This is a genomic window from Novosphingobium sp. HR1a (assembly GCF_015594425.1).
GTDB lineage: Bacteria > Pseudomonadota > Alphaproteobacteria > Sphingomonadales > Sphingomonadaceae > Novosphingobium > Novosphingobium resinovorum_A.
This window is the reverse complement of the sequence record NZ_JABXWS010000023.1, coordinates 36,502-63,366: the sequence shown is the minus strand read 5'-3', so window position 1 is coordinate 63,366 and position 26,865 is coordinate 36,502. Positions and strand designations below refer to the sequence as shown.

Below are 26,865 nucleotides of genomic sequence, written 5' to 3'. Positions count from 1 at the left end.
TACCGAATGCATACCAAGTACAACCGCATCTTCCTTGCGAGCGCGGCCAGCGTCGTCGCCTTCGCGTGGAGCGGATCGGCGAGCGCGCAGGCGTTCTACCTTCAGGAGCAGTCCGTCCGCGGACAGGGCCGCGCCTTCTCGGGCGAGGCGGCTGATACCGGCGTCGATTCCCTCTGGTGGAACCCGGCTTCGATCGCGGGCATGCAGGGCGGCGAGGCATCCGTGCGCGCCAGCGCGATCCTGCCGCGCGGCAAGGTCGTGGACAACGGCACCGTGATCGTGCGGCCGCTGCAGGCCCCGGCCTCGGTCGGCGGCAATCCGGTGGCGAAGAACCCGATCGATAACGGCTACCTGCCTTCGGGAGCGATCGCCTATGGGTTTGGCCGCGTGGCGGTGGGCCTGTCGCTGACGGCACCCTATTCGTTCACCACCGACTACGACGCCGACAGCTGGGCGCGCTACAGCGCCGACAAGACCAAGCTGCGCACTTACGACATCCAGCCCTCGATCGCGGTGGAACTGGCCAAGGGCCTCTACATCGGCGGCGCGGCGAACATCGAGTACGTCGATGCGACGCTGGGCAACTACCTCCCCAACCTGTCGCCGCTGCTCGCGGACGGGCACCAGACGCTCAAGGGCAACGGCTGGGATGTGGGCTGGTCGGCCGGTGTGCAGTACCATGACGGCCCGGTCTCGCTGGGCTTTGCCTACAAGTCCTCGATCAAGCACAAGCTGGATGGCACGGTGACGCTCGAAGGGCTGGCCGGTCCGCTCGCAGCGCAGAACGGTACGATCGACGCCAAGGCTTCGTTCAGCACACCGTGGATGTTCATCGGCAGCGCCCGCGCGCAGATGAGCAAGAGCCTGACCCTCAACGCGCAGGTCGTGCGCATGGGCTGGAGCGAGTTCGACACCATCGACATCGGCGCGCCGATCAACCAGTCGATCCCCGAGAACTACCGCAACAGCTGGACCTGGGCGATCGGCGCCGATTATCAGGTCAACCCGCAGTGGGTCCTGCGCACCGGCTTCCAGCGCGGCATCACCCCGACGCAGGACGGTAACCGCGACGCGCGCGTGCCGGACAGCAACCGCTGGAACTTCTCGGCAGGCACCAGCTATTCGCCGAGCCCGGCCTTCACCATCGACGCGGCGGCCTCGTACATCACCTTCAAGGATGCGCCGATCGACCGCATCACCGCTGCCTATGCGGGCACGGCGGTGCAGACGCCGGTGATCACCAACGGCGAGCTGAAGGACGCTTCCGCTCTTGTCTTCTCCCTCGGCGCAAGGATGCACTTCTAATGATCGACGCGGCGACGATCGGCGGGGTCGCTCCCGCCACTGCCTCCTCAACGACGGACGAGATGCCGCCGATCGCGCCGCGTCTTCTGACCGACCTGCTCGACCATGCCGTGGACGCCCACGGGCCATGGCCGGCGGTCGACTTCATGGGCCGCAAGTGGACATATTCGGAAATCGGCGCGCTTGCGAAGCGAGCCGCCCGCGGCCTGCAGGACCTTGGTGTCACCAAGGGCACCCGTGTCGGCCTGTGCCTGCCCAATACGCCCTACTACGTGGTCGCTTACTTCGCGGTGCTGCGGATTGGCGCTGTCGTGGTGAACTTCAACCCGCTCTACACCGAGCGCGAGATGGCGCATCAGGTCACCGACTCCGGCTGCGAGGTGATGATCGCCACCGATCTCGCGCTCTGCCTGCCCAAGCTGGAGCCGCTGGTGGGTAAGACCTGCCTCAAGCGCGTGGTCGTCTGCCCCTTCGCCGACGCCCTGCCCGCGATCAAGCGCCGCGCCTTCCTGCTCTTCAAGCGCCACGACATCGCGCATGAGCCGCACGACTTGCGCTATGCCCGCTGGGCGAACCTGATCGCCCGCGATGCCGAGCCGGACCCGGTCGAACGCCATCCCAACGATCTCGCCGTGCTGCAGTACACCGGCGGCACCACCGGCGTCCCCAAGGGCGCGATGCTCAGCCATGCGAACCTCGCCGCCAATTCGGCGCAGATGATCGCGCATGTCGGCCACATGCCCGAGCATCAGGAGCGCACCCTGGGCGTCCTGCCACTGTTCCACGTCTTCGCGCTGACGACGGTGCTGAACTACTCGGTCGACACGGCGGCGGAAATGATACTGCTCCCCCGTTTCGAGATGAAGTCCTTCCTCGCCACCGCCAAGCGCACGAAGCCGACGCAGTTCTTCGGGGTGCCGACGCTCTACACCGCGCTCAACCACCAACAGCTTCACGGCGAGTTCGACAACGTACGCGTCTGCATCTCCGGCGGCGCGCCGCTGCCGCTGGAGGTCCGCCGCGAGTTCGAGGAGAAGACCGGGGTGAACGTCGTCGAGGGCTACGGCCTCTCCGAAGCAAGCCCGATCATCGCCTGCAACCCGCTCGAAGGGCTGGTCAAGGACAACGCCTGCGGCCCCGCCTTCCCCGGCACCGCGCTGGAAATCCGCGATCCCTCCGACCCCACCCGCCTTTGCGCGCCCGGCGAAAAGGGCGAAGTCTGCGCGCGCGGCCCGCAGATCATGCAGGGCTACTGGGGCCGTCCCGAGGACACCGAGAAGACCTTCATCTACGGTGCCCTGCGCACCGGCGATATCGGCTATCTGGATGAGGACGGCTATCTGTTCCTCGTCGACCGGATCAAGGACGTGATCCTCTGCGGGGGCTATAATGTCTATCCGCGCATCATCGAGGAAGCGCTTTACGAGCATCCGATGGTCGCCGAGGCGGTCGTGATCGGCATCCCCGATGCCTATCGCGGGCAGGCTCCCAAGGCATTCGTAGTGCTGCACGGGGGGGACATCCTGGATCAGGAGACATTGCTGGACTTCCTGCGTGAACGGCTGAACAAGATCGAGATGCCCGCCTCGATCGAGTTCCGGGATTCGCTCCCCAAGACCATGGTAGGCAAGCTGTCCAAAAAAGACCTCGTCGCGGAAGAAGCTGCCAAGCGTGAGGGCCAAAACTCTGGCCAAGGCTCGGGCGGAACCACAGCTTGAGCGCCGCGCCCGCTCCCGAACCGCCGCAACTTCTGGGCATCCAGGAAGCCGCAACCCTGCTCGGCGTGACGATGCGCACCTTGCGCTTCTATGAGGACAAGGGCCTGATCGCGCCGCAGAGGGTCGGCACCACCCGCATCTATTCGCGGCGCGAGGTCGGGCGGATGCAACTGATCCTGCGCGGCAAGCGGCTCGGTTTCTCGATCCGGGAGATCAAGGAGTTCCTCGATCTCTACGACGTCGATCCCGAGCATCACGAACAGGTCCGCGCCCTCAAGTCCAAGGTCGGCGAGCGTATCGCCGACTTGCGCAAGCAGAAGCGGGCGATCGACCAGACACTGGAGGAACTGCTCTCGATCGAGCGGCAGGCCCTTGCGTGGCTCGAAGGCTCCCCGCTAAGGCCCGTCGATGACTGACCCTGCTGCTGCCGTCGCCGAACTGCGCGCTCTCCTCGAAGTCGAGGAGATCGACACCGACCTGTTCCGTGGCGGCGCCTCCGAGGAACGGCCCGGCCGCGTGTTCGGCGGGCTCGTGGTGGCGCAGGCGCTGGCGGCCGCCGCACGGGATCTGGCGGGCAGCGATCGGCAGGCGCACTCGCTCCACGCCTATTTCCTGCGCGCCGGGGATACGACGCGGCCGATCATCTACCGCGTGCTGCGCGACTTCGACGGCGGCAGCTTCGCCAACCGTCGCGTCGTGGCGATGCAGGGCGGCAAGCCGATCCTCAACCTGGCGGCCTCGTTCCATCGGCGCGAGGACGGCTTCGCCCACGCCGCCGCCATGCCGCAAGTGCCCTCGCCCGAGCAGTGCCCGGACCTCGTCACGGCACTCGCGGCGACGGGCCAGAAATTCCCGCAGGCCATGCTCGACCGCCTTGCCGCTTTCGAGATCCGGCCCGGCCCGCCCGCCGTGCAGGGCTCGGATACCCCTCACCAGTTCTTGTGGTTCAGGCTGGCCGCGCCGATCGACAGCGACGAAGTGCTCAGGCGCGTCGTGCTGACTTACGCCAGCGACTTCGCACTCGTTTCCACGGCGATCCTGCCCCATTCGAAGGCCATTTTCTCGCCCGGCATGCAGGTCGCCAGCCTCGACCATGCGGTGTGGTTCCATTCCACTCCGCCGGTGGACGACTGGCTGCTCTACGCGATGGACAGCCCCTGGGCCGGCCACGCGAGGGGCTTTGCGCGCGGTGCCCTCTACGACCGCGCGGGAACGCTAGTCGCCAGCGTGGCGCAGGAAGGACTCTGCCGCGCCGTCCCCGCTCAGGAACCGACCGCGTAGACCCCGAGGATCTGGTCGGCGACTTCATCGAGGGTGAGGCGCCCCGGCCGATACCACTCGCTCGCCGAATTGAGCGTGGCGAGCAGCAGGATGCGATAGATCGCCGGGTCGCGCCCCGGCTGCGGCGGCAGGGCATCTACGAGGTCCGCGAACAGTAGCTCGAACGCATCGCGCCGCGCGACCAGTTGCACGCGCACGGAGTCGGGCACCGCGCGAAAGTCGTTCATCAGCGGCATCGTCAGCGAGGCCGGGTCGAGCTGGATCGCCAGCAGCACCCGGCACGCCCTGGCCAGCCGCGCAGCGGGCTCCTCCACCCCTTCGATCGCCGCGCGGATGCGGTCTTCCGCCGCCTGCAGCGCCGCATCGTGGATGCGCACGAAAAGCGCGTCCTTGCTCTTGATGTAGTGGTAGAGCGAGCCGCCCAGCAGGCCCACCCGCTCGCCGATGTCGCGAATGCTGGTCGCGGCATAGCCCCGCTCGGCGAAGAGGGCAGCGGCGGCGGTCACGACCTCGTCCTCGCGCGACGGGTTCGACTTGTCGGGATGGCGTGCGTTCATTCGGCCTGCGTTGGCGCGCGGCCGACCGATCGGCAAGGAAATTCAAGGATCATGGCAACATCGCCTTGATTGTAACGATCGTTTGGTACAGTGAAATGGAAAGTAGCGCAAGCACGCAAGCCCCTGTGGAGACGACCATGCCCTCGACCTACCAGCCCCCCGTCGCGACGATGCGTTTCCTGCTGGAGCACGTGCTCGATTTCGACGCGCAGATGGCCGCGCTGCCGGGACTGGAGGAAGTGACGAGCGAGCTTGCAGGCGAAGTCCTGACGATGGCCGGTCGCATGTGCACCGAACGCCTAGCCCCGCTGAACCTGCCGGGCGACGCGGCGGGCACGAAGCTGGTCGACGGTAACGTCGTCACCGCACCGGGCTTCGCGGAGGCTTATGCGGAATTCGTCGAAGCGGGCTGGCCCGGCCTCGCAGGCGATCCCGAGTTCGGCGGACAGGGCCTGCCGCGCACCGTGCAGATCATGCTCGACGAGATGGTGTCCGCCGCCAACTTGTCCTTCGGCCTGTTCCCCGGCCTTACCCGGGGCGCGGCGGAAGCGCTTGCCGCACACGGCTCGGAAGAACTCAAGGCCACGTACCTCGGCAAGCTCGTGACCGGCGAGTGGTGCGGCGCGATGGCGCTGACCGAGGCTTCGGCGGGCACCGACCTCGGCCTGCTGCGCACCCGCGCCGAGCCACGCGGCGACGGCAGCTATGCGGTGACCGGAACCAAGATCTTCATATCCTCGGGCGACCAGGATTTCGGCAACAACATCGTCCACCTCGTCCTCGCCCGCCTGCCCGATGCTCCGGCCGGAGTGAAGGGCATCAGCCTGCTGCTCGTCCCCAAGTTCCTGCCCGGAGCCAGCGGCGCCTTCGACGAGCGCAATGCGATGTCGGTCGGCGCGCTCGAACACAAGATGGGCATCCACGCCCAGCCCACTTGCGTCATGAACTACGACGGCGCGACCGGCTGGCTGGTCGGCGAGGCCGGACGCGGGCTCAACGCGATGTTCACGATGATGAATGCCGAGCGCCTGTTCGTCGGCATCCAGGGGCTCGGCCTTGCCGATGCGGCGACGCAAAACGCGGTCGCCTATGCCCGCGAGCGCCTGCAGGGCCGCGCCGCTGACGGCCGCCCCGGCCCCGTGCCGATCATCGCCCATGCCGACGTGCGCAAGATGCTGCTCGCCTGCCGCGCCTTCGTGGAGCCCGCGCGTGTCCTCGCCGCATGGACCGCGATCCGCATGGACATCGCCGACCGCCACCCGGACGCCGCGACGCGCGATGCGGCCTCCGCCGACGTCGCCCTTCTGACGCCGGTGGTGAAGGCCGCCTTCACCGACTTCGGCTTCGAGACGACGGTGCTGGCGCAGCAGGTGTTCGGCGGCCACGGCTACATCCACGAAGCCGGGATGGAGCAGTTCGTCCGCGACGCACGCATCACCCAGATCTACGAGGGCACCAACGGCGTACAGGCCATGGACCTCGTCTCGCGCAAGGTCACGCTGAACGGCGGCGCCCCCTTGCGCGCCTACCTCGACGGAATCGCGGCCGACATCGACAAAAGCGACGCGAGCGACCTCGCCGTGCAGATGCGCGCCGCCCTCGCCATGCTGGAGGAAGCCAGCGCCACCATCGCGGCCGCATCGGGTGATGCCGATGCCCTCGGCGCGGCGGCTACGGAGTACCTCAACCTCTTCGCGCTGGTGTCGCTGGGCTGGATGTGGGTCCGCATCCTCGCCGCCGCCCCGGCGCTGGAGGATGCGCGCAGCCGCGACACCTACGCCGCCCTCGCCGCCTACTACGCGAGCTACGTGCTGCCCCGCGCAGGTCTGCACGCGGCCCGCATCGCCGCCGGTCCCGCCACGGTCATGGCGCCTGACGAAGCGCTGTTCTGAAAGCCTTTTCCCTGCCCCTCTCCGCTCGTCCCGCCGCCCGCCCGGCGTGACGCATAGGCTTGGCATCGTCTGCGCGAGGCAACCACTGCGCCTCGCAGGCTTTATGATGACAAAAGCACATACGGAGCATGGATGATAATGGGCGGGACACGGCTTGGCTGAACCGAATAGCGACATGCAAAGCCGGCGCTCCGATGCGATCCGCGTCGCGCGCGTCATCTGCATCGCGGGCATCGTCTACGTCCACGCCTGGACGGGACTCTCCGGCTACGAACTCGATCTGGCGCGCGGGACGCCGCAGGAGACCTTGCGCTGGGTCCTGATGGAAGGGTTCGGCCGCAGCGCGGTGCCGCTGCTGGGACTGATCTCCGGCTGGCTGGTCGCGGGCTCCTCGCGCACCCGTCACTGGGGACCGCACGTCGCCCGCAAGGCGCGCACGATCCTGCTGCCGATGGTGCTGTGGAACGCTCTGGCGGTGCTGCTGGTATCGGGCGCGGCATGGCAGTTCGGGCTCGCCGCGCCTATGCCGCAATCGGTGCGCTGGCTGGTCGAGGAACTGTTCATCGTCACCCGCCCGCCCGACATCAACGTGCAGATGCCGTTCCTGCGCGACCTGTTCCTGTGCATGGTGCTGGCCCCGCTGCTGGTGCGGTTGCCGTCGAAGGCGCTGGCTCTGCTCGCGCTGGCGGCGGGAACCTGCCACGTACTGGGCATCGGCCCGCCGGTGATCCTGCGCGCCTCGATCCTGATGTTCTTCACCATCGGCATCATCGCCCGCCGTGCCAACCTCGCCGAGCGCGTGGCCGCATGGCCCGCCATCGTCGCGCTAGCACCCTTCGTGGTGCTGATGCCGCTGCATCTCTACGTCTCGATCGGCGATGCCCGGCCGTTCGACGATTCCTCGACGGCGGCGGTGGACCTTGCCGCGCGCGTTGCCGCATCGCTGGCGGTGTGGTGGTTGGCATGGCGCCTCGTCGCCACTCGCGCCGCGCCGCTACTGCGCCGGATCGAACCGTACATGTTCTTCTATTTCTGCGCGCACCTGATCCTGATCTGGCTGCTGGGGCCGGTCGTCGGCAAGCTGACCGGAAAGCTCGGCTCGCCGCTCTATCCGGTCTACCTGATCGGCCAGCCGTTCCTGATCCTCGGCGCGGTGGTGGCCATCGCCAAGGGACTGCTCATGGTCGCGCCGGGTCTGGCGGAGACGCTCAGCGGGGGACGACTGAAGCGCGCCTGACCCTCACATCCGCGAGAACAGCGGGATCGGCGCGAAGACGAGCGAGATCAGACCCCACAGGCTCAGCGCGATCATCACCCCGCCGATCCACTGCGTCAGATCGCGCGAGGATGCACGCCGCGTCACCAGCGCCCCGATCGGCGCAGCGACGATCCCGCCGATCAGCAGGCCCGACGCCGCGATCGAGAACGACTGCAGGCCCAGCGTGCCGATGAAGGCCGACAGCACCGTCACCGTCACGAAGAACTCGGCGGCGTTGACGGTGCCCACCGCCACGCGCGGGGTCATCCCCTGCGCGATCAGGCTGCCCGTCGTGACCGGCCCCCAAGCTCCGCCGAAGGAATCGAGGAACCCGGCGACGAAGCCCAGCGGCCCCACCGCGCGCATCCGGCGATAGGCCTGCGCCCGCCGCGCTCCGCGCCAGATCAGGTAGATGCCGACCGCCGCCAGATAGACGAGCAGGACCGGCCGCAGGATCGAGAGGCTGAGGTGCGAGAGCGCCCACACGCCTGTCAGCCCCCCGGCGATGCCCGGAATGACGAGGCGCGCAAAAAGCATCCAGTCGACGTTGCGCTGCAGAGCATGGGCCGCGCCGGAGACGCCGCTGGTGAAGCTCTCGACCGCATGCGTCACCGATGACGCGGCGGCGGGTGGCAGGCCGAGCAGGATCAGCAGCGAGTTGCCGATCACCCCGAAGCCCATGCCGACCGCGCTGTCCACCAGCTGCGCCAGGAACCCGGCGACGATGAACGGCGCCAGCGCCGCCCAGGGAATCGCGGAAAAGTCGATCATCCGTTGTTCCTGCGTCGGCGCGCGGAACCGGCTCCGAACCGTCCGGCCGGGGAAGTCAGCAGGAACAGCACCGGGAAGATGAGCGCGAGGACGGAGAGCACCCCGCTCACCACCGCTTCGGCCCCGGCGAGCCACGGCATGACCGCCGCCCAGATCGCGACCGCGAGCACCACCATCAGCGTGCGTTCGTGCGCCCGGTCATTGAGTCCCGTCAGGTCCACCTTGGCGCGCCCTTCGAAGAGGGAGCGAAGGCCGATCCCGGTCGGACTGCGGCGATCCACCAGCGGCTGCGGGAACGAGCCATGGACGAGGCAGCCGATCCCCGCCGCCACCATGCGCAGGCCCACCGCGCTGGCGAAAGGCCGGAACTCGGCGTTGCGGTCGCTGAGCGCGCGCAGGCCGGTGCGGCCGCCGAAGATCATGTCGGCCAGCGCAGTGCTCTCGGCCGGGGCAGGCTTGCTTTCCTGCACGGCGGCCTGCGTGGAGATCACCCATTCGAGGATCGCCGTCGGCACGTCGAGCCCCGTCGCTCGCTCCAGCCCCTGAAAGCCGGGGGCGGAGTTGGCCTCGCAGATGCGGTAGCCGTCCTCGTCGAACAGGATGTCGATGCCGGTGATGTCGAGTTCCAGAACGTCGGCCGCCTGCACTGCCAGTTCCGCCATCTCCTGCGGCGGGTTGTAGGCGACGCCCACCCCGCCGAGCGAGACGTTGGACTTGAACCCGCCGGTCAGCGAGCGGCGCTCCATCGCCGCGATCACCCGCCCGCCGACCACCAGCACGCGCACGTCGCGCCCGTGGCTGGCGCGCACGTAGTGCTGCAGGATGAAGTCCGCCTTGGCCTCGGCGCTTTCGAGCAGGCCCGCCAGATCCTCGAACTGGCTGCGATCTTCGCACTTGAGGACCCCCGCGCCGCGCGTACCCTTGAGCGTCTTGACGATGACTGGAAAGCCCAGTTCCCGCTCGACGAGATCGACGTCGATGGGGAACGTGCCCAGCATCGTGCGCGGGATCGGCAACCCTGCACGGTTCAGCGTCTGCAGGGTGTGCAGCTTGTCGGACACCGTCTCGATCGTCGCCGGGCCGTTGACCAGCCGCACCCCGCGCCGCTCGAAGTGGCGCAGCAGGGCCAACGTGAAGTAATCCGTCTCCGCGCCGGTGCGGCAGATGACGAAGTCGGGCTTCTCGATCTCGCGCCCCTGATACTTGATCGCCCAGTCGCCGACGGTGCCGACGACCAGTTCGAAGCTGTGGGGCTGGAGGACGTGCAGTTCGATGCCGAGCGCGCCTGCAGCCTCCTGGAAACGGAAGACTTCTGGCACCTCGGGAATCGACGGGTCGAGTTGATGCTGAAAGAGAATCCAGCCGCGCAATGCGATATGCTCCCCGGTTTTGGCGGTAATGCGAAAGTTGCAGATGGCCTTCGCGCGTGCGTTCGGCCGGGTGTCAGGTCACAGAATGGCATTGGGCCGTCTTGGTTGCAAATCCATGGCAGCGCCGCGCCTCGATCCTCACCCGACCTTGCCGAAAAAGCAGCAGCGGCAAGCATGGTTTACGGCCCATCCACCTTTTGTTTAGGAGATTGGCGTAACTTCCTCGCGCAAGGGGGTTCCGGGTTCTTCATGTCGGTCGATGCGCAAACCATGTTGCTGCTTTCGAACGCGATCGCGTTCGTGGCCGCGACGTTTCTTCTTATCGAATGGCGGTCCCTGCGCGAGCGGTTCCTCCTGAGCTTCGCGCTCGGGTTCCTCTGCATCGTCGTGGGCTGCACCCTTGCGCCCCTGCGCCAGAGCGGGGATTTCCTCCTCGGCGTCTGGCTGTCGAACTCGATGGTCCCGCTGGCCCACTTCATGTTCCTGCTCGGCGCTGCATCTTTCGCCCAGCGCAGGCTGAGCCCTGCCTGGTTCGCCGCCCCGCTGCTCTGCTCGGCACTGATGGCCATCCCCGGGCTCGGCGACCGCGATCAGGTCATGTCGCTGTTCAACGCCGCATTCGTGGCGGTGTTCTGCCTCAGAGCCGCCGGCGTGCTGCTGGAGGCGCGCCGCACTACGGGTTCGGAAACCCGTACTTTGGTTGCAACCTTCGTTGTCCACGGCTCCTTCTACGCGGTGAAGGCGGGCTGCGCGTTCGTGCCCGGCGCCTTCGTCGATTTGTCCTCCTACTCCGGCGTGCTGATTCCGATCTCGCTGTTCGAGGGGATCCTCGTCGAAGTCGCCCTCGCGATGTCGATCGCAGGCGCGCTGCGCCGCCGCCGCGAGGAACGCGCCACACGCCTTGCCGAAAGCGACCCCCTCACCGGCCTGCTCAATCGCCGCGGCTTCGAGGCCCGCACCCGCGACGTGCAGCAGCAGGGCGGCTCGCTGCTGCTTATCGACATCGACAATTTCAAGACGATCAACGACTGCTTCGGCCATCAGGACGGCGATCGCCTGCTCGTCGATCTCTCGGCTTTCCTGGCGGTGCGCCTGCCCGCATCGGCGGTGACCGCACGCCTCGGCGGTGACGAATTCGTGGTGCTGCTGCCCCGCATCGACGAAGGGCGCAGCCTGAGGCTGGCCGAGGATCTCTGCACCGGATTCGCAATTCGGCAGGGGGCGGACAACTGCGGCACCCTGAGCATAGGCTGCGCGCCTGTCCTTCCGGGCGTGCAGGACTTGTCTCCGGCGATGCGGCAGGCCGACCGGGGCCTTTACGAAGCGAAAAGCAAGGGGCGCAACCGCGCCTGCCTCGCCCCCCGTTTCTCCGGTTCGGAGGCACGGGCCGGGATTCTCCCTTATCCCATCGCCGCTTCAGGATAAGTGCTCGCCTTCCATTGACCGGGAACCGTCCTGCGCGCGATGTGTTGTCGTGCGCACGGAAGGGGTGGTCGGCCCGGCGCGAAGGGATCGGTTAGGGGCATGACGCGTAGCGAAGCGAACGGCGACGGGTTCATGGGACTCGAAGGCGATCTCGCGCGCCGCATCGCCGCGCACGACTGGTCCTCCACCCCGATCGGGCCGATCGAAAGCTGGCCGGTAAGCCTGCGCCATACCGTCGCGATGATGCTGCCATCGCGCGTGCCGCTGGTGCTGCTGTGGGGCCCCAAGGGCGTCATGCTCTACAACGACGCCTATGCGGAGTTCGCGGGCGGGCGCGATAGCCGCCTGCTCGGGTCCAACGTCCTGGACGGTTGGGAGGAAGTCGCCGAATTCAACGCCAACGTCATGAAAATCGGCCTGGCGGGCGGGACGCTGAGTTACCGCGACCACATGCTGACGCTGCATCGCCACGGCAAGCCCGAGCAGATCTGGCTGAATCTGGATTATTCACCGGTCCCCGGCGACGACGGCACGCCCGCAGGCGTCATGGCCGTCGTATTTGAGATCACCGAAGCGCACCATGCCCGCGAAGCTCTGGAGGAAAGCGAGACCAAGCTGCGCTTCCTCGACGATCTTGCGCAGGCGATCACGGATTGCCGCGGGGCAGGCGAAATCCTGGCGATCACCACCCGCATGACGGCGCAGCATCTCGGCCTGGCCAACTGCGCCTATGCCGACATGGACGCCGACGAGGACGGCTTCACCATTCGCGGCAACTGGCATGCCGACGGTGCGCGCTCGATCGTCGGGCATTATCGACTGGCGGATTTCGGCGCGCTCGCCGTGCGCGAGCTGCATGCCGGGCGGCCGCTGATCATCAACGACAACGCCAGGGAAATCGCGCCCGAGGAGGCCAGGACCTTCCAGGGCATCGGTATCGCGGCGACCATCTGCATGCCGCTGATCAAGGAAGGTCGCCTCACCGCGCTGATGGCCATCCACGACAGCCGGCCCCACCACTGGACCCCTTACGAACTGGGCATCATCCGCGAGGTAACGGAGCGGTCCTGGGCGCATGTCCAGCGCGTCGGTGCGGAAGGGCAATTGCGCGAGCGCGAGGCCTACAATCGCCAGATTCTCGACGGCGCGATCGACTATGGCATCGTCGCCACCGATCTCGACGGACGCATCACGCTCTGGAACGCCGGCGCGGCGGCGATGCTCGGCTGGAGCGAGGCGGAAATGCTCGGCCAGCCGATCGACATGTTCTTCACCCCCGAGGACCGGGCGACCGGGCGACCTGCCGCCAAGCGCCGGGAAGCGCTCGACACCGGCCGCGCTCACGATGCCCGCTGGCATCTGCGCAAGACCGGCGGGCGTTTCTGGGGGCTGAGCGAGATGACCCCGCTGCGCGACGGCGATGGTCGGCCGACAGGCTTCGTCAAGCTCATGCGGGACCGCACCTTCGAGCACGATGCGCAGGAAGCCCTGCGCCTCAGCGCCGAGCAGTTGAGCCGCGCACAGGTCGCAGGCGGTGTAGGCCTGTTCTCCGTCGACATCGTCGCCAACACGATAACCGGGACCGACGAGTTCTACCGCCTGTTCGGGGCACCGCAGACCGGTGCGGTAAGCGCCGGGGTGCTCGAAAGCATCATCATTCCCGAGGACCGCCACCTTTCGTCCAACCATGCCCGGCGCAATTCGGCGGATGCGGCGCTCGACGTCGAATATCGCATCCGTCGCCCCGATACCGGCGAAGAGCGCGTGATCGCGCGCAAGTCCGAGTTCGAATTCGACACCGCCGGTAAGCCGGTGCGGATGATCGGCGCCGTGCGCGACGTGACCGAGCGCAAGCGCACCCAGCTGGCGCTGGAAAAGAGCGAAGCTCAGTTCAGCGCCCTCGCCCAGAACCTGCCCACGCAAGTCTGGACCGCGCGGGCCGACGGTAAGATGGAATGGTTCAACGAACGCGCCTACGCCTATTCCGGGGAGCCCCGGGGCAGCCTCGACGGCGATGGCTGGACTCGGCTGGTGCACCCGGAAGACCGCGAGACCGCCATAGCGCGCTGGGCGCAGGCCGTCGCGACGGGCCAGGTCTACGACACCGAACTGCGCCTGCGCGACTGCGAAGGGCTCTATCGCTGGCACCTCTCGCGCGCCATGCCGCTCAAAGACGCGCATGGCGCGATCTCGGCGTGGATCGGCACTAATACCGAGATCGAGGCGCAGAAGCAGGCCGAGGCCGCCTTCGCGCAGGACCGCGACCGCCTCTGGACGATCAGCCGCGACCTCATGCTGGTCTGCGACTTCGAGGGCGTGATCACCGCGGTGAACCCCTCCGGCGAGCGGCTGCTGGGCTGGCATGAAGGGGAAATGCTCGGGCAGCGCATCGCCTCCTTCGTCCACCCCGACGACCTCGAGGCGACCGCCGCCGAAGTCGCCAAGCTCGCCAGCGGACGCCGCACGATCGCGTTCGAGAACCGCTATCGCACCAGGGACGGCGACTTCCGCCTGATCGCCTGGACCGCGGTGCCCGACGACCGCCGCATCCACGCGATCGGGCGCGACATCACCGAGCAGCGCGCCATCGAGGAGGCCCTTCGCCAGAGCCAGAAGATGGAGGCCGTCGGCCAGCTGACCGGCGGCATCGCGCACGACTTCAACAACCTGCTGCAGGGCATCACCGGCAGCCTCGACATGATGCACGCCCGGCTCGCGCAGGGCCGTACGCAGGACCTCGAGCGCTGGCTGGGCGGTGCACGGACCTCGGCGGAGCGGGCGGCGGCACTGACCCATCGCCTGCTCGCCTTCTCCCGCCGCCAGCCGCTCGACCCGCGCCCGGTGCGCAGCAATCCGCTGATCGCCTCGATGGAGGACATGCTGCGCCGTACGCTCGGCGAGCATATCGAGCTCGGCTTCGTGCTGGCGGGCGGGCTATGGCTGACGCGCTGCGATCCCAACCAGCTGGAAAGCGCCATTCTCAACCTCGTCATCAACGCGCGCGATGCCATGCCGCAGGGCGGCAAACTGACCATCGAGACCTGCAACGCCCACCTCGACGACCGCTACGCCGCGCGCGAGCGCGACGTGGAGCCAGGCGTATACGTGTGCATCGCCATCAGCGACACCGGCGTCGGCATGAGCCGCGACACCGCCGCGCGCGCCTTCGAGCCGTTCTTCACCACCAAGCCTATGGGCCAGGGCACCGGCCTTGGCCTGTCGATGATCTACGGCTTCGCGCGCCAGTCCGAAGGCTATGCGCGGATCTATTCCGAGGAAGGCGTCGGCACCACCATCAAGCTATTCCTCCCCCGCCATCTCGGCACCGACGCCGCGGCCACGGACGCCCGCGAACCGCTGGCGCTGCCTACCGCACGCGATGGCGAAGTGGTGCTGGTGGTGGAGGACGAACCGGTCGTACGCGCACTGATCCTCGAAGTGCTCGACGGCCTCGGCTACCGGGCGATCGAGGCTGCCGACGGTCCCGCCGGACTTGCCATCCTGGAGTCGGACGAGCGCCTCGACCTGCTCGTCACCGACATCGGCCTGCCGGGGCTCAACGGCCGTCAGGTCGCCGACGCGGGGCGCGCCTGTCGGCCGGGTCTGAAAGTGCTGTTCATGACCGGCTATGCGGAGAACGCGGCACTGGCTTCGGGATTCCTCGAACCAGGCATGGCGATGATTACCAAGCCGTTCGCGATGGACATGCTCGCCGGACGGATACGCGAAATCATCGAGAGCTGAATGGCCGCTTGATCACGCCGCAATCGGCTGGCAATAGCTTTGCCGCGCAAGGCGTTGTCGCGAACGCAATTTCCAGAGTGGCACCATGCCTGACGAGACGCCTCGATTCGACGGAATGCGGGTTTTGGTTGCCGAGGACGAGTTTCTCGTATCGATGCTGCTCGAGGAAATGCTGACGGACCTCGGCTGCGAGGTCGTCGGACCTTTCGCGACCCTCTCCGCCGCGCTCGAAACCGCCTGCGCCGGCGAATACGATGTTGCCGTGATAGACCTCAATCTTGCGGGCGAGAAAGCAGACCCGATCATCGCCGAACTCGCATCCCGCGAGGTGCCGGTCGCCATCGCCAGCGGCGGTTTCGAGCCCGACCTTGAGCATCGCCCCACGGTGCGGCTGGACAAACCCTACAGCGCTACCCAGCTGGAGCAGGCGATGGCGACCCTGCACGCCGCGCTGCAGGGAAGCGACTGACGCCTCTCAGACGTTGGTGAGCACGAACGGGATCGTGACGTAGCCCCGCACCGCAGTCGCCGCACCGTTGCTCATCATCGGCGACCAGCGCCAGTGCTTCACTGCGCGCAGCGCCGCTCCGTCGAGCCGGGAACTGCCGCTGCTCGATACGACCTGGATATCCTTCACGGTCCCGTCGCTGCCGACCAGCAGCAGTAGCTTCACCGTGCCCTGCTCATGCGCGCGCCGCGCATCGACCGGGTAAGTCGGCGGCTTGGCGAACAGCACCTTGCTCGAAAGGTCGCCGCCTTCCAGCGTCGTCGCGGCTGGCGGCGCCACCGAGGGCGGCGCGCTTACCTTGACGCCTTCGCTGGTCATGCTGGGCGGAGCGGGCGGCGGCGGCGCGTCCACCATGACCTGCTGCGGCCCGGGGCTCGGCAGTTCGATCATCGGCTTGGGTACGACCGTCTGGGTGACGGCGGCCTGCGGCGTCTCCAGCTTCGTCGGCTCGGACGGCGGTGGAGGCGTGACGTCCAGTTCCTGCACGTCGACGGTGGTGAGATGCGCCCTTTCCTTGTGCGACGCCACCATATTGAGCGTCGCCAGACACGCAGCCATGCCCAGGATCATTCCCGCCGACGCCAGCAGAGCGACCGGGTTCGCCCTTGCCGGACGATAGACCGAGCGGTCCGCGCCAGTCGCGGAAAGTGATTCGCCAGTCGAAGCCGAATGGGGCAACGGCTCATGCGCAACGGCCGAAACCGGTGCGAACGCGAGTTCGTCCGGTGCGATCGCGGCAACTGTCGCCAATTGTAATCTCCTGCCAACCACTATTGCGAGTGATTTGCATATACACTAAGCAGCTCGTCGTCCAGAGGGCACTCGATATCACAGCAACGTGTGGCGGCACGTTTCCGCCGAAGAGCGCCCTTTACCGATATTTGAAATCCGACATTTGTAAGGATGCGACATTTTGGAAGTTGCCGACGCCCGAGACCGCCACGCCGACGATATGCGTGACGCAGCGTCGAATACCGCCAATCGCGCGACCACGGCGTCTTCGCATCTCGCGAAACCGAAACCCGCGGTGAAAAAGAAGAAGAATAAGAAGGCCCGCGCCTTCTGGCTCAAGCAGCTGCACACCTGGCACTGGGTGAGCGCGGCGATTTCGCTGGTGGGCATGCTGCTGTTCGCGGCGACCGGCATCACGCTCAACCATGCCGCCTCGATCGGCGCCGAGCCTTCGGTGACGCAAAGCCAGGGCAAACTGCCGACGGCGCTGCTGGCGAAACTGCCTGCCCCCGGAGACCGCACCGATCCCCTGCCCGCCGAAGTGGCGAAGGCGATCGCGGCGGCGGTTCCGCTCGATCCTTCGGGCCGCGCGGCGGACTGGACCGCCGAGGACGAAGTCTACGTCGCCATGCCCGGCCCCGGCCGCGACGCCTGGGTCAGCATCGATCGCGCGTCAGGCGAGGTGCAGGCCGAAGTCACCGACCGGGGCTGGATCTCCTACCTCAACGACCTGCACAAGGGCCGCAACAGCGGCGCGGCGTGGTCCCTGTTCATCGACCTGTTCGCCGTGGCCTGTCTCGTGTTCACGATCACCGGCCTGTTCCTGCTCCAGCTTCACGCGAAGCACCGGCCGATGACCTGGCCGATGGTGGGCCTGAGCCTGCTGATCCCGCTGCTGCTGGCCCTCCTTTTCATCCACTGACGAGAAAGCCCGTGATGACCCGATCCAAGATCCTGCCCGCGCTGGCCGCCGGCACTGCAACCGCTCTTGCCGCCACGCCCGCGCTCGCCGCGTCGGTCACCGTCACCGTCCCGCAGATCAAGGTGGCCGAATACCACCGCCCCTACGTCGCAGGCTGGGTCGAGCCCGTCGCCGGCGGCGATGCCCGCACCCTCTTCGTGTGGTTCGACGGCAAGAAGCGCGGCGCGGAACCGGGCACCAAGTGGCTGGCGGACTTGCGCACCTGGTGGCGCAAGGGCGGCCGCTCGCTGAAGCTGCCCGCCGACGGCATCAGCGGCGCGACCCGCGCGCCCGGCAGCTACACCGTCGCCATTCCCGCGAACCTGCCCAAGGGCGACTACGTCCTGAAGGTCGAGGCCGCGCGCGAAACCGGCGGGCGCGAACTGGTGTCCGTGCCCTTCACCGTCGGCGGCAAGGGTGGTTCCGTCTCGGGCAAGACCGAGCTGGGCACCGTCACCGTCCGCTGATCCAATCACTTTCGCTTTATATAACAGGGGAATACGAATGCGCTTCCGCTCCATCCTGATCGCCGCTGCGGCATCCTCCATGCTGGCGACGCCTGCGCTTGCCCACCGCATGTGGCTGCTGCCCTCGACCAGCACGCTCGCCAGCACCAACGAATACGTCACCGTCGATGCCGCCGTGTCGAACGACCTGTTCTACCCCGACCACGTCGCCATGGACCCGGCTCAGGTCTCGGTCTGGGCGCCCGACGGCACCGACGGCAAAGTCGAGAACGCATCGAAGGGCCGTCATCGCGGTACGTTCGACGTCGCGCTGAACAAAGCGGGCACCTGGAAGATCGGCATGGAGCGCGCCTCGGTGATGGGCACCTTCAAGGTCGGTACCGAGGAATGGCGCGTGGGCGGTCGTGGCCGTCCGCAGGGCGCACCGGGCGGTCCGGGTGGTCCGGGCGCTGGCGCACCTGCCGGAGCCCCTCCGGCCGGTGGTCCCGGCGGCCCGGGAGGTCCGGGTGGCCAGCCGCCGCGCATGGTGCCGACCGTAGCCGACATCCCCGCCAACGCCACCGACATCAAGCTGACCGAAGTGACCTCGCGCAACTTCGTCTACGTCACTGCGGGCGAGCCGAGCAAGGTCGCCCTCACCGGCAGGGGACTGGAATTCGATCCGGTCACGCACCCTGACGAACTCGTCTCGGACGAGGAAGGCAGCTTCCGCTTCCTGATCGATGGCAAGCCCGCCGCCGGCATCAAGGTCGAAGTCGTCCCCGGCGGCAAGAAGTACCGCGCGGCCGAAGATGCGCAGGAACTGACCACCGGCCCCGACGGCGTCGTCAAGGTCAAGTGGCCGGTCGCGGGCTGGTACTGGCTGAACGCCAGCGTCGAGGACACCAAGCCCGCCGACAAGAAAGCCAGCGCCCGCCGCATGTCCTTCACCACCACGCTCGAAGTCGTCGCGCCCTGACGACATCCTGAGCCTGCCACCCATGCGCCTCGCCGTTCCGCTTGAAATCGACGCAGCCTCGCTCGCCACATGGCGGCAGGGCGTGCCGGTAATCGAACTGGGCGGCGAGACCATGGGCACGACATGGCGCATCCGGCTCGCCCCGCCCCCCGGCTTTGACCGGGACGCGGCGAGCCGGGCGATCGAGGCTAGGCTCGAGGACATCCTCGCGCAGATGAGCCACTGGCGCGCGGATTCCGTCCTCGGCCGGTTCAACCGGGCAGGTGCGGGCGAATGGTGCGCCCTACCTGCGGATTTCGCCACGGTGATCGAAACCGCCCTTACCGTCGCCGAGCAGTCAGCCGGTGCCTTCGATCCCGCGATCGGCGCGCTCGTCGATGCGTGGGGTCATGGTCCGGTAACGATCGACCGCGCGCCCACCACCGAAGAGATCGAGCAGGCCCGCGCGGTCTCCGGCTTCATGCGCCTCGCCTACGAACCGGATACGCGGCGGCTTCGCCAGCCCGGCGGGCTCAGGCTCGACTTGTCGGGCATCGCCAAGGGCTACGCCGTCGATGCGCTGACCGCGTTGCTCGCCGGGATGGACTGTCACCATGCGCTCGTCGAGATCGGCGGCGAACTGGTCGGACGCGGCCTGCGTCCCGATGGCGATCCGTGGTGGGTGGACCTCGAAACGCCGACACAGGACGTAGCTCCGCTCCGGGTTGCGCTGCACCAGTTGGCGGTGGCGACCTCGGGCGATTACGTACGCGGTTTCCACAGTATCGACCCGCGCAGCGGGATGCCCGTCGAGCATGCCATGGCGGTCAGCGTGATCCACTCCTCGGCCATGCTCGCCGATGCCTGGGCAACCGCGTTCAGCGTGCTTTCGCCTGCCGCTGTGAGCGCTTTGGGTGCCCGTGAGTGCCTTTGTGTGCGCGTTGTGTACCGTTGTGGCACCGCTCTGACCGAGTGGATCAGTCCCGCCCTTGCCGCCATGATCGAGGCCGAGGACGAAGTTCCGGCTTGATGCAGGTCATTGTCAGCATCACCGGACTGCGCGAATAGAGACACCATGGTCATCGAAATACCCGATCTGTTCGACGCTGCCGAAGTGCGCGAAATCCGCAGTGCACTGGAAGCCGCCGACTGGGCGGACGGCCGCGCCACCGCCGGTCACCGCGCCGCAAAAGTCAAGGAAAACGAGCAGTTACCGCTCGACCATCCCCTCGCCAAGCAACTGGCCGACCGCGTCCTCGTCCGGCTGGCGCAGACCCCGCTGTTCATCGCCGCCGCCCTGCCCGCCCGCGTCCTGCAGCCCCGTTTCAGCCGCTACGACGGGCGCGGCCACTACGGCAATCACGTCGACAACGCGATCTTCCCGATCCCCGGAACCGGCGAGCACCTGCGCTCCGACGTTTCGAGCACCCTGTTCCTCTCCGACCCCGAGGAATACGACGGCGGCGAACTCATTATCGAGGACATGTTCGGTACGCACACGGCCAAACTGCCCGCCGGAAGCCTGATCGTGTACCCCGGCTCCAGCCTGCACCGGGTCACGCCGGTGACGCGCGGCGTCCGCTTCGTCTCGTTCTTCTGGACCCAGAGCTTCGTCGCCTCGCCCGAGAAGCGGCGGCTGATGTTCGAACTGGACGGCGCGATCCAGTCTGTCGCGACGGACCATCCCGAGCATGCCTCGATCGATACCCTCACCCAAGTCTACCACAACCTGCTGCGCCAGTGGTCGGCGACGTGAGCCCGCAGCCACCGCTTTCCGCCATTCCCGCGGAGTTGCGCACCCTTGCCGATTACGAGCGACGCGCCGAAGCCCACCTGCCGCCCGAGGTCTGGCGGCACATCCAGGAAGGCGCGGGCCGCGAGATTACGCTGTCCGAGAACCGCGCCGCCTTCGACCGCATCGGCCTGCTCCCCCGCGCCATGGCGACCCTCGACGGCAGCACCGAGATCGACCTGCTCGGCCGCCGCCACGCCGCGCCGATCCTGCTGGCCCCGCTGGCCTACCAGTGCCTTGCCCACTCCGAGGGTGAACTTGCCTGCGTCCGCGCCGCCACCGCGCTCGATACCGGCATGGTCGTCAGCACGCTGTCGAGCGTGCCGCTGGAGGACATCGCCGCGGCCGCCCATGCCATCGCCCGCGATCTCGGCAAGGCGCCCGCTCCACTGTGGTTCCAACTCTACCTCCAGCCCGAGCGCGAGCACAGCCTGCAACTCGTCCGCCGGGCGGAGGCGGCCGGCTACGAGGCCATCGTCCTGACCGTCGATGCGGCGCTGAAGCCCGCCGGGATCAGGCTTCCGCCGGGCGTCGATGCGGTCAATCTGGCCGGAATGCCGCGCCCGACCCAGACTTCCGTGCCCGGCGGCCGGATCCTGCTCGGTACCCCGCTCACCGATGCGGCGCCGGGGTGGGACGACCTTGCGTGGTTGCGCGAAGCGACCCGTCTGCCGATCCTCGTCAAGGGCCTGCTGCTGGGCGAGAATGCCGCCCGCGCCGTCGACGAAGGCGCCGACGCCCTCATCGTCTCCAACCACGGCGGCCGTGTTCTCGACGGCCTGCCGAGCCCTGTCGATCTTATCCAGACCGTCGCCGAAGCCACGCAAGGCCGCGTGCCGCTGCTGCTCGACGGCGGCGTGCGCATGGGGACCGACGTGGTCAAGGCACTGGCTCTGGGTGCGAGCGCCGTGCTCATCGGCAGGCCGCAGATGCATGCTCTCGCGGTGGCCGGGATGCCCGGCATCGCGCACATGATCCACCTGCTGCGCACGGAGCTGGAAGCGGCGATGGCGCAACTCGGCTGTCCGAACCGCGCCCTGCTCGGCCCCGACCGGCTGGTCGCGCTCGGACGCTGAGCCCTACTTGTCGAGCGCGAGCTTTACCACACTGGCGGGAGCATCGCGCAGGCGCAGGCGCAGCGCGCCGTCAGCGGGACGACCGCTGACCTGGAGCGTCCGCCCCGTATAGCCGGGTTGCACGGTCGCGGGCTTGGCAAAGCCGTCCTCGACAGCCACGGCATCGATCAGGAACAAGTTGCGGCCGGCAACCGTGCATGGTCCATCCTGCCCCTCGCACGTGACGCTCTCGATACGCGGCAAGCGCACGACGGTGGTGAGCGGCATCCAGTCTCCGCGTTCCTCGCGGCCGTCAGCCGCCTTGCTCACGAAGCGCAGGCGGATCGCACCGAACGTCGCGGGGGGCAGGTCGGCTGCCCTGAGCGTCGCCACCACGACTTCCGGGCTCTCCAGACTGAGACCCTTGCCGATTTCGAGCCGGGCAATGGCCTCGCCTTGAGCTGGGGCGATCTCGATGGCGGAACCTGCACCGAAACGCGCCGCGCCGGCGGCTTTGAGCGAGAAAACCATCTCGCCGTTGTCCGGCAGCAGATCGCCCGATCCGATATCCAGCGTTTTCGTCCCCTGCACCGCCGGGCCGGGGTAGACCGTGCGCTGCAGCAGCGCCACCTGAGGGCGCGGCGCTGCGATACGCACCGGCAGCGTCAGGTTGCGCCCGTCCTCCAGCCGTACGGTAGCCTTGTCGGGCGCCGTGTCCCCAGGCGCCGTGCCGGGAACCTTACCTGCCCCTTGCGCGATCAGGTGCAAGCGGTCACTGCCGCCTTCGCGCGTCAGTTCTGCAGGGCGGAATTCAACCGTGCCAAGCATGACCGAACGCACCTGATCCAGCCGCTGCCCGGTCAGGAAGCCCTGCACGTCGCCTGCATGCAGTTCGAGCGCTTCAAGCCGACTGGCCTGCACGCGGGCACGCAAGGTGACCGTCTGCCCATCCGCCATCCCGCGCTCGCGGATTTCCAGCCGCACGTCACCGGCCGCAGCATCGGTCAGCGGGACGGTAACGTTCAGGCGCCGCCAGTCCTGCGCCTTGAACTTAAGCGGTCTTCCCGCACCGTTACCCTGCCGCAGCGTCACTTCCTCGACGCAGCCCGGAGCCGATCCTTCCAGCGCAACGTCGTTGTCGCGCCCCACGATCAGGCCGTCGGCATCGCCCGCCGCCTTCCACGCCTCTCCTCCCGCGCGCTGGAGCAGGAAATCAGGCCCGTCGAAAGGTGCGAACCCCCAGATGCCGTGGAGATGGCCGCGCACGTCTCCGGCGAAAGCGGCCGGCAGCGTATCGGCGGCGAGGACGTAGCCGCCCTTGTCCGCGCGTGCCTTGACAGGCACTTCGAGCACCTGCCCCGAGGCAGACGTCAAGCGCACTTTCATGTCGTGGGCAAAGTCGGTCGAGAACACCAGCGGGGCCCCCTCCACCGGCAGTACAGCGCCTTGCGCCATGCAGATCGGCCCTTTCGCCGTGCTGCGCAGCTGCGGAGGGATATCCGCCTCGACCGCAGGCATGGCCGCGATCATCACCGACTTTGGCTTCTTGAACGAAGGCGCCGCGTTGAGCAGAAGCGACATGCGATCCGCATTGCGCACCGTCAGTGTCGGCAGATAGTTGAACTGCGGATTGTTGAACGCGCCGAAGATCTTCGCCACATCGCGCGCGACCGCAATGTAGGCGCTGTAATACCCCGCCCCGCCCTCACGCGTGTTGGCAAGCTGGAGCGCGAGGTCGGTCGGCGTACCGGTGATCGTTTCCGCCAGCGAACTAGTGTGTACGTCGGTGAGCACCAGAGAATCGCGGTTCTCCACGAGGCAGGAAGCCTGGGACTGGATCACCTTGTTCAGGCAATCCTCCTGCAACTTGATCGACAGGCTGCTGGCAAGAACCGGCGCGACGGTGCGCAGATACTCCGGCCCGCTATCGTCCTGCGCGCGGATCGCGGCCATGAAGGCATTGAGGCGCGAATGGTCGAGCGAGGCCTGGTTCAGGTCCTGGCTGGCGCGCACGAATTCGCCCGGCTTGCCGCGAACAGCATCCATCAGGACGCCTTCGGCTCCGCCCGTCTCGGGCACCATGAGCAGCACCATCTGCCGCGCATCGCGCGGGACGGTGAGCGTCAGAGCCTTGTCCTTTTCCTTCTCCTTCCAGGTGCGGGCAAGGTCGATCCAGTCCTTGGGCGGAGGGTTCGTCGCACCGCGCAGGAAGGCCGACATGAGCACGAAATTGGCGCCCTGGCTTTCCGGGAGGGCGCCATGGACCACCACCTTGTCACCCACTGCAAGGCTGGGCACGCGCGAAATCGGCAAGGTTTGCCCGCCGCGTGTGATCTCGATACTCAGGTCCGGTCCGGACAGTTCGAACGGCGCAGGATCACCCAGCGCAGGGGCAGCCAGCATGAATGGTGAAACGAACAGCCCGATGCTGCGGGAAATGCGCGAAATGCGGCGCGTTGGCGATCTCTTGCGCAAAAAGCCGGAATCCTGTCGTTGTTTCAGACCAAAGCGCCCCCGTGGCTGGCCTTAGCCGGTTCGGATGGAGCGGTTCAACCCCGCCCGGTCCGAAACGAGCCGCAATCGCGCCCGTCGATGCTAATTCAACGAAGGCGTGAGTTGTTCCTGCTGACGACCATCCTCTTCGACCCCATCGGCGACCAGACCTTCGAGAGCGAGGCGGCAGTGGCGATCCCAACTGAAATTCTCGCGCGCAAACAGGCGACCGTTTTCGGCAAGGCGGCGCCGATAGACGGCATCGCGCGCGAGCAGCCCCAGTGCGGCGCGGACCGCTCCGGGATCGCGACCATCGACGACCAGCCCGGTCACGCCGTCACGCACGAGTTCGCCCGGCCCTCCGTCCTGGCCGACGATGCAGGCGATGCCATGCGCCATCGCATCGGCGACACTGATACCGAAGCCTTCCATCTCCGCGCCGTCCTCCAGCGCGATCTGTGGATGAAGGAATATGTCGGCGGTCCGGTGATGCTCCGCCAGTTCCGCATCCTCGACATATCCGGTCATCACCGTAATGCCCAGTTCGCTCCCGGCTGCGGCCCCAGCGGCTTCCAACGCCGCGCGAATGGCATCCTCGTCAGGACCGCGACCGATCACCGCGTAATCGAGCGCCACGCCTTCGTTCCGGCAGTTGGCAACCGCATGCACGGCGGCGGGCACATTCTTGCGAGAGACCAGACGGCACACCGTCATGACGCGCGGCCGGGCATTGGCGGGCTCCTGCCTCTCCTCTACCGGCAGGACCACGCCATTCCAGGCAATAGCGCATCGAGCGGCAAGGTCCGGCGCACGAGCAAGCAACAGGCGGCGCGTGGCGTCGCTGACCGCAATGATCCGCGTCGTGCGCGCCAGCACCGCACGCATCAACCGGAATGCTCCTTTCGAGGGGCGGCCGACTTCTCGCCCGTGCACGGTGACGATAAGCGGGCGCGGAAACAGGAGGGCCGGTATCGCCGCGCGCCATGTGCAGGCATGGATCACACAAGGGCGCGCCCCGGCCATCCATGCGCGTATCATGGCTATTGCGAGCCGTAGATAGACCATCATTTGCGCACCCGGGCCGACATCGACAAGAGTGATGTCATCCTCCGTTATCCGGCGCGGCCCTGCCGAAGACTTTGCGAAAACGGTGACCCGTCGCCCACCGCGCGCATAGGCGCGCGCAACCTGTGCAACGTACGTCTGCACCCCGCCTTCGTCCGGCGCGTGAACCCGCGCGACGAGCCATATGGCAGCAGCATCATTCATGGGCGAGCGCACTCCCGCGACCAAAGCCGAACGACGTCGTCCGCGGCATGGTCCCGTGTCTGAGGCGTGAGGTCAGGTAATCCGCGACCGCCCGTCCCGCCCGCTCCGATGCACTGCGCCCCTCGCGGTCGAAAGTATCCTCGATCCCCTTCTGCTGGACTGCGGCATAAGCGCCGTGCGAGGCGATGGCATGGGCGACTTTTTCAACGATATGATCCGCGTCTTCGTGAACGGGGCCGTAATGCCAGTGCCGATAGCTCGGATTGCCCTGCCAATTGGCACCATGCGCGTTGAGAAACAGACAGGGACGCGGCCGCACGACGAATTCGTAGATCTGGCTGCTGACGTCACCCAGATAAACCGCGGCCATCCGGGTATAGCTCATATCGACGCTCGCCGCACTGCCGAGATCGATATGGACGTGCGGCAGACGGGAGAATTCCGCCAACCGGCGTTCCATCCGTTCGCGGCGACGGCGACCGTCATACATCCGGATATGCGGCGCCACGATCAGGTTGAAGCGCCCGTCCTCGGCGAACTGGCGCACGACGTCGAGACCCATGCCCGGCCATGACGACAGCTTCGGGGAAAAATGCGGGTTGTACAACACCACCGGCCGATCCTGCGGAAACAGCCGCGCGGGCGCGCGATCCCGGGTCAGGTCGAACTTGCCATAGCCGACGACGGCATAGTGGCCCTCTCGAATGAGGCCCTTGTCAAGCATGCGGCGACGCTGCTTGTCACCGGCCAGAAGAACGAAGTCGAACTGGCGGATGCGGCGGTCGTAGCCGACCGCCCTGTCACCGGCGCCGTGGCAGGTGTGGATAAAGCAGGTGCGCTTCAATCCGGCATGCCGCAGCAGCAGCGAAGTGCGCTCAGGCACCACGATCGCATCATATTCGGCAAGCCGCCCCCGCGCGGCGGCAAGCGCGACCAGCTTGGGCGGCGTGGCGGAACCCGCCAGTCGCGTGAAGGCAGAGAGCATCGGCCCTTCGACCTGCACGAAACGGATCGTCGAAGCCCCATGCCGCCGCGCTATGTCGCGCGCCATCGCGATATGATCGTGCGTCATCGCAACGACGTCCACCGCAAAGCGCGGATCGCGGGCAAGTTCTATAGCAAGCGGCATCGCGTGCAGGACGTGGTGCAACTGCGCGTTGAAGAAAAAGCAAAGTTTTTGCGGCACCGCGGGGTCGGCAAGCCGCTCGATCGCTCCTTGGAGCATGGCGTCCTCCATTGCAGGCTTCGGCTACCCGATCCTTGGCCCCATCGGTTTGCCGACGCATTTCAGAAGGTCGCAGCGTCCCTTTCACCCTGCAACAATTGCGCG

22 protein-coding genes are annotated in these 26,865 nt (G+C 67.3%); 15 read left to right on the top strand and 7 right to left on the bottom strand.

Annotation, left to right across the window (positions count from 1 at the left end; genetic code table 11):
- The first annotated feature begins 6 nt into the window (after positions 1–6).
- From HWN72_RS03995 to HWN72_RS03980, 4 genes are read left to right on the top strand one after another with little or no spacing between them, the layout of a single operon-like run.
- Entirely contained in the window at positions 7–1,305 is a 1,299-nt protein-coding gene (locus HWN72_RS03995) for an OmpP1/FadL family transporter (RefSeq protein ID WP_008832268.1), read from the top strand.
- Positions 1,305–3,023, top strand: coding sequence for a long-chain fatty acid--CoA ligase (locus HWN72_RS03990; RefSeq protein WP_008832269.1), 1,719 nt, complete (start codon positions 1,305–1,307; stop codon positions 3,021–3,023). Before HWN72_RS03995 ends, HWN72_RS03990 begins: the two co-directional genes overlap by 1 nt.
- Positions 3,020–3,439 carry a MerR family DNA-binding transcriptional regulator gene (locus tag HWN72_RS03985; protein WP_008832270.1) on the top strand — a complete coding sequence of 140 codons (420 nt, stop codon included), beginning with the start codon at positions 3,020–3,022 and terminating at the stop codon, positions 3,437–3,439. Before HWN72_RS03990 ends, HWN72_RS03985 begins: the two co-directional genes overlap by 4 nt.
- Positions 3,432–4,304 carry an acyl-CoA thioesterase II gene (locus HWN72_RS03980; protein ID WP_211149918.1) on the top strand — a complete coding sequence of 291 codons (873 nt, stop codon included), beginning with the start codon at positions 3,432–3,434 and terminating at the stop codon, positions 4,302–4,304. The genes HWN72_RS03985 and HWN72_RS03980 overlap by 8 nt, the downstream gene beginning before the upstream one ends.
- Here HWN72_RS03980 and HWN72_RS03975 read toward each other — a convergent pair.
- Entirely contained in the window at positions 4,286–4,861 is a 576-nt protein-coding gene (locus HWN72_RS03975) for a TetR/AcrR family transcriptional regulator (protein ID WP_211149917.1), read from the bottom strand. The genes HWN72_RS03980 and HWN72_RS03975 overlap by 19 nt on opposite strands.
- Before the next feature lie 137 nt (positions 4,862–4,998).
- Here HWN72_RS03975 and HWN72_RS03970 point away from each other — a divergent pair, with 137 nt between their 5' ends.
- On the top strand, positions 4,999–6,753 hold the full coding sequence (locus HWN72_RS03970; RefSeq protein ID WP_211149916.1) for an acyl-CoA dehydrogenase: 1,755 nt from the start codon (positions 4,999–5,001) through the stop codon (positions 6,751–6,753).
- 175 nt (positions 6,754–6,928) lie between these two features.
- Entirely contained in the window at positions 6,929–7,990 is a 1,062-nt protein-coding gene (locus HWN72_RS03965; RefSeq protein WP_211149915.1) for an acyltransferase, read from the top strand.
- Between the two features lie 3 nt (positions 7,991–7,993).
- Here HWN72_RS03965 and HWN72_RS03960 read toward each other — a convergent pair whose 3' ends face one another.
- On the bottom strand, positions 7,994–8,782 hold the full coding sequence (locus tag HWN72_RS03960) for a sulfite exporter TauE/SafE family protein (protein ID WP_036522392.1): 789 nt from the start codon (positions 8,780–8,782) through the stop codon (positions 7,994–7,996).
- Positions 8,779–10,152, bottom strand: a complete 1,374-nt coding sequence (locus HWN72_RS03955; RefSeq protein ID WP_211149914.1) for a RimK family alpha-L-glutamate ligase — start codon at positions 10,150–10,152, stop codon at positions 8,779–8,781. Before HWN72_RS03955 ends, HWN72_RS03960 begins: the two co-directional genes overlap by 4 nt.
- A gap of 270 nt (positions 10,153–10,422) precedes the next feature.
- On the opposite strand from HWN72_RS03955, the gene HWN72_RS03950 reads away from it, so the two are divergent.
- The 3 genes from HWN72_RS03950 to HWN72_RS03940 all read left to right on the top strand — a co-directional run bounded on the left by HWN72_RS03950 (position 10,423) and on the right by HWN72_RS03940 (position 15,790).
- A complete protein-coding gene (locus HWN72_RS03950; protein WP_248005802.1) occupies positions 10,423–11,577 on the top strand; it encodes a diguanylate cyclase in 1,155 nt (384 codons plus the stop codon).
- Positions 11,578–11,676: 99 nt separating this feature from the next.
- Positions 11,677–15,321 carry a PAS domain S-box protein gene (locus HWN72_RS03945; RefSeq protein ID WP_211149913.1) on the top strand — a complete coding sequence of 1,215 codons (3,645 nt, stop codon included), beginning with the start codon at positions 11,677–11,679 and terminating at the stop codon, positions 15,319–15,321.
- An 85-nt stretch (positions 15,322–15,406) separates the two neighbouring features.
- Entirely contained in the window at positions 15,407–15,790 is a 384-nt protein-coding gene (locus HWN72_RS03940; protein ID WP_036522387.1) for a response regulator, read from the top strand.
- Between the two features lie 6 nt (positions 15,791–15,796).
- On the opposite strand, the gene HWN72_RS03935 is transcribed toward HWN72_RS03940, so the two are convergent.
- Positions 15,797–16,579 (bottom strand): energy transducer TonB, encoded by a 783-nt coding sequence (locus tag HWN72_RS03935; protein ID WP_211149912.1) that lies wholly within the window; start codon positions 16,577–16,579, stop codon positions 15,797–15,799.
- Positions 16,580–16,742: 163 nt separating this feature from the next.
- Between HWN72_RS03935 and HWN72_RS03930 the strand changes: the two genes are divergently transcribed.
- From HWN72_RS03930 to HWN72_RS03905, 6 genes are read left to right on the top strand one after another with little or no spacing between them, the layout of a single operon-like run.
- Positions 16,743–17,483 carry a PepSY-associated TM helix domain-containing protein gene (locus HWN72_RS03930; RefSeq protein WP_248005801.1) on the top strand — a complete coding sequence of 247 codons (741 nt, stop codon included), beginning with the start codon at positions 16,743–16,745 and terminating at the stop codon, positions 17,481–17,483.
- 14 nt (positions 17,484–17,497) lie between these two features.
- Positions 17,498–17,989, top strand: coding sequence for a DUF2271 domain-containing protein (locus tag HWN72_RS03925; protein ID WP_211149911.1), 492 nt, complete (start codon positions 17,498–17,500; stop codon positions 17,987–17,989).
- Positions 17,990–18,026: 37 nt separating this feature from the next.
- Positions 18,027–18,947 carry a DUF4198 domain-containing protein gene (locus tag HWN72_RS03920; protein WP_211149910.1) on the top strand — a complete coding sequence of 307 codons (921 nt, stop codon included), beginning with the start codon at positions 18,027–18,029 and terminating at the stop codon, positions 18,945–18,947.
- 22 nt (positions 18,948–18,969) lie between these two features.
- Positions 18,970–19,956 carry an FAD:protein FMN transferase gene (locus HWN72_RS03915; RefSeq protein ID WP_211149909.1) on the top strand — a complete coding sequence of 329 codons (987 nt, stop codon included), beginning with the start codon at positions 18,970–18,972 and terminating at the stop codon, positions 19,954–19,956.
- 45 nt (positions 19,957–20,001) lie between these two features.
- Positions 20,002–20,682 (top strand): Fe2+-dependent dioxygenase, encoded by a 681-nt coding sequence (locus tag HWN72_RS03910; protein ID WP_211149908.1) that lies wholly within the window; start codon positions 20,002–20,004, stop codon positions 20,680–20,682.
- A complete protein-coding gene (locus tag HWN72_RS03905) occupies positions 20,679–21,794 on the top strand; it encodes an alpha-hydroxy acid oxidase (RefSeq protein WP_289357560.1) in 1,116 nt (371 codons plus the stop codon). Before HWN72_RS03910 ends, HWN72_RS03905 begins: the two co-directional genes overlap by 4 nt.
- Positions 21,795–21,797: 3 nt before the next feature.
- On the opposite strand, the gene HWN72_RS03900 is transcribed toward HWN72_RS03905, so the two are convergent.
- The 3 genes from HWN72_RS03900 to HWN72_RS03890 form a co-directional block, all read right to left on the bottom strand.
- Positions 21,798–24,176: a hypothetical protein gene (locus tag HWN72_RS03900; RefSeq protein ID WP_248005800.1), complete on the bottom strand. Its 2,379-nt coding sequence runs from the start codon at positions 24,174–24,176 to the stop codon at positions 21,798–21,800.
- A gap of 192 nt (positions 24,177–24,368) precedes the next feature.
- Positions 24,369–25,535 carry a glycosyltransferase family 4 protein gene (locus HWN72_RS03895; protein ID WP_211149905.1) on the bottom strand — a complete coding sequence of 389 codons (1,167 nt, stop codon included), beginning with the start codon at positions 25,533–25,535 and terminating at the stop codon, positions 24,369–24,371.
- Positions 25,528–26,760, bottom strand: a complete 1,233-nt coding sequence (locus HWN72_RS03890) for a glycosyl transferase (protein ID WP_248005799.1) — start codon at positions 26,758–26,760, stop codon at positions 25,528–25,530. The genes HWN72_RS03895 and HWN72_RS03890 overlap by 8 nt, the downstream gene beginning before the upstream one ends.
- Positions 26,761–26,865: the final 105 nt, after the last annotated feature.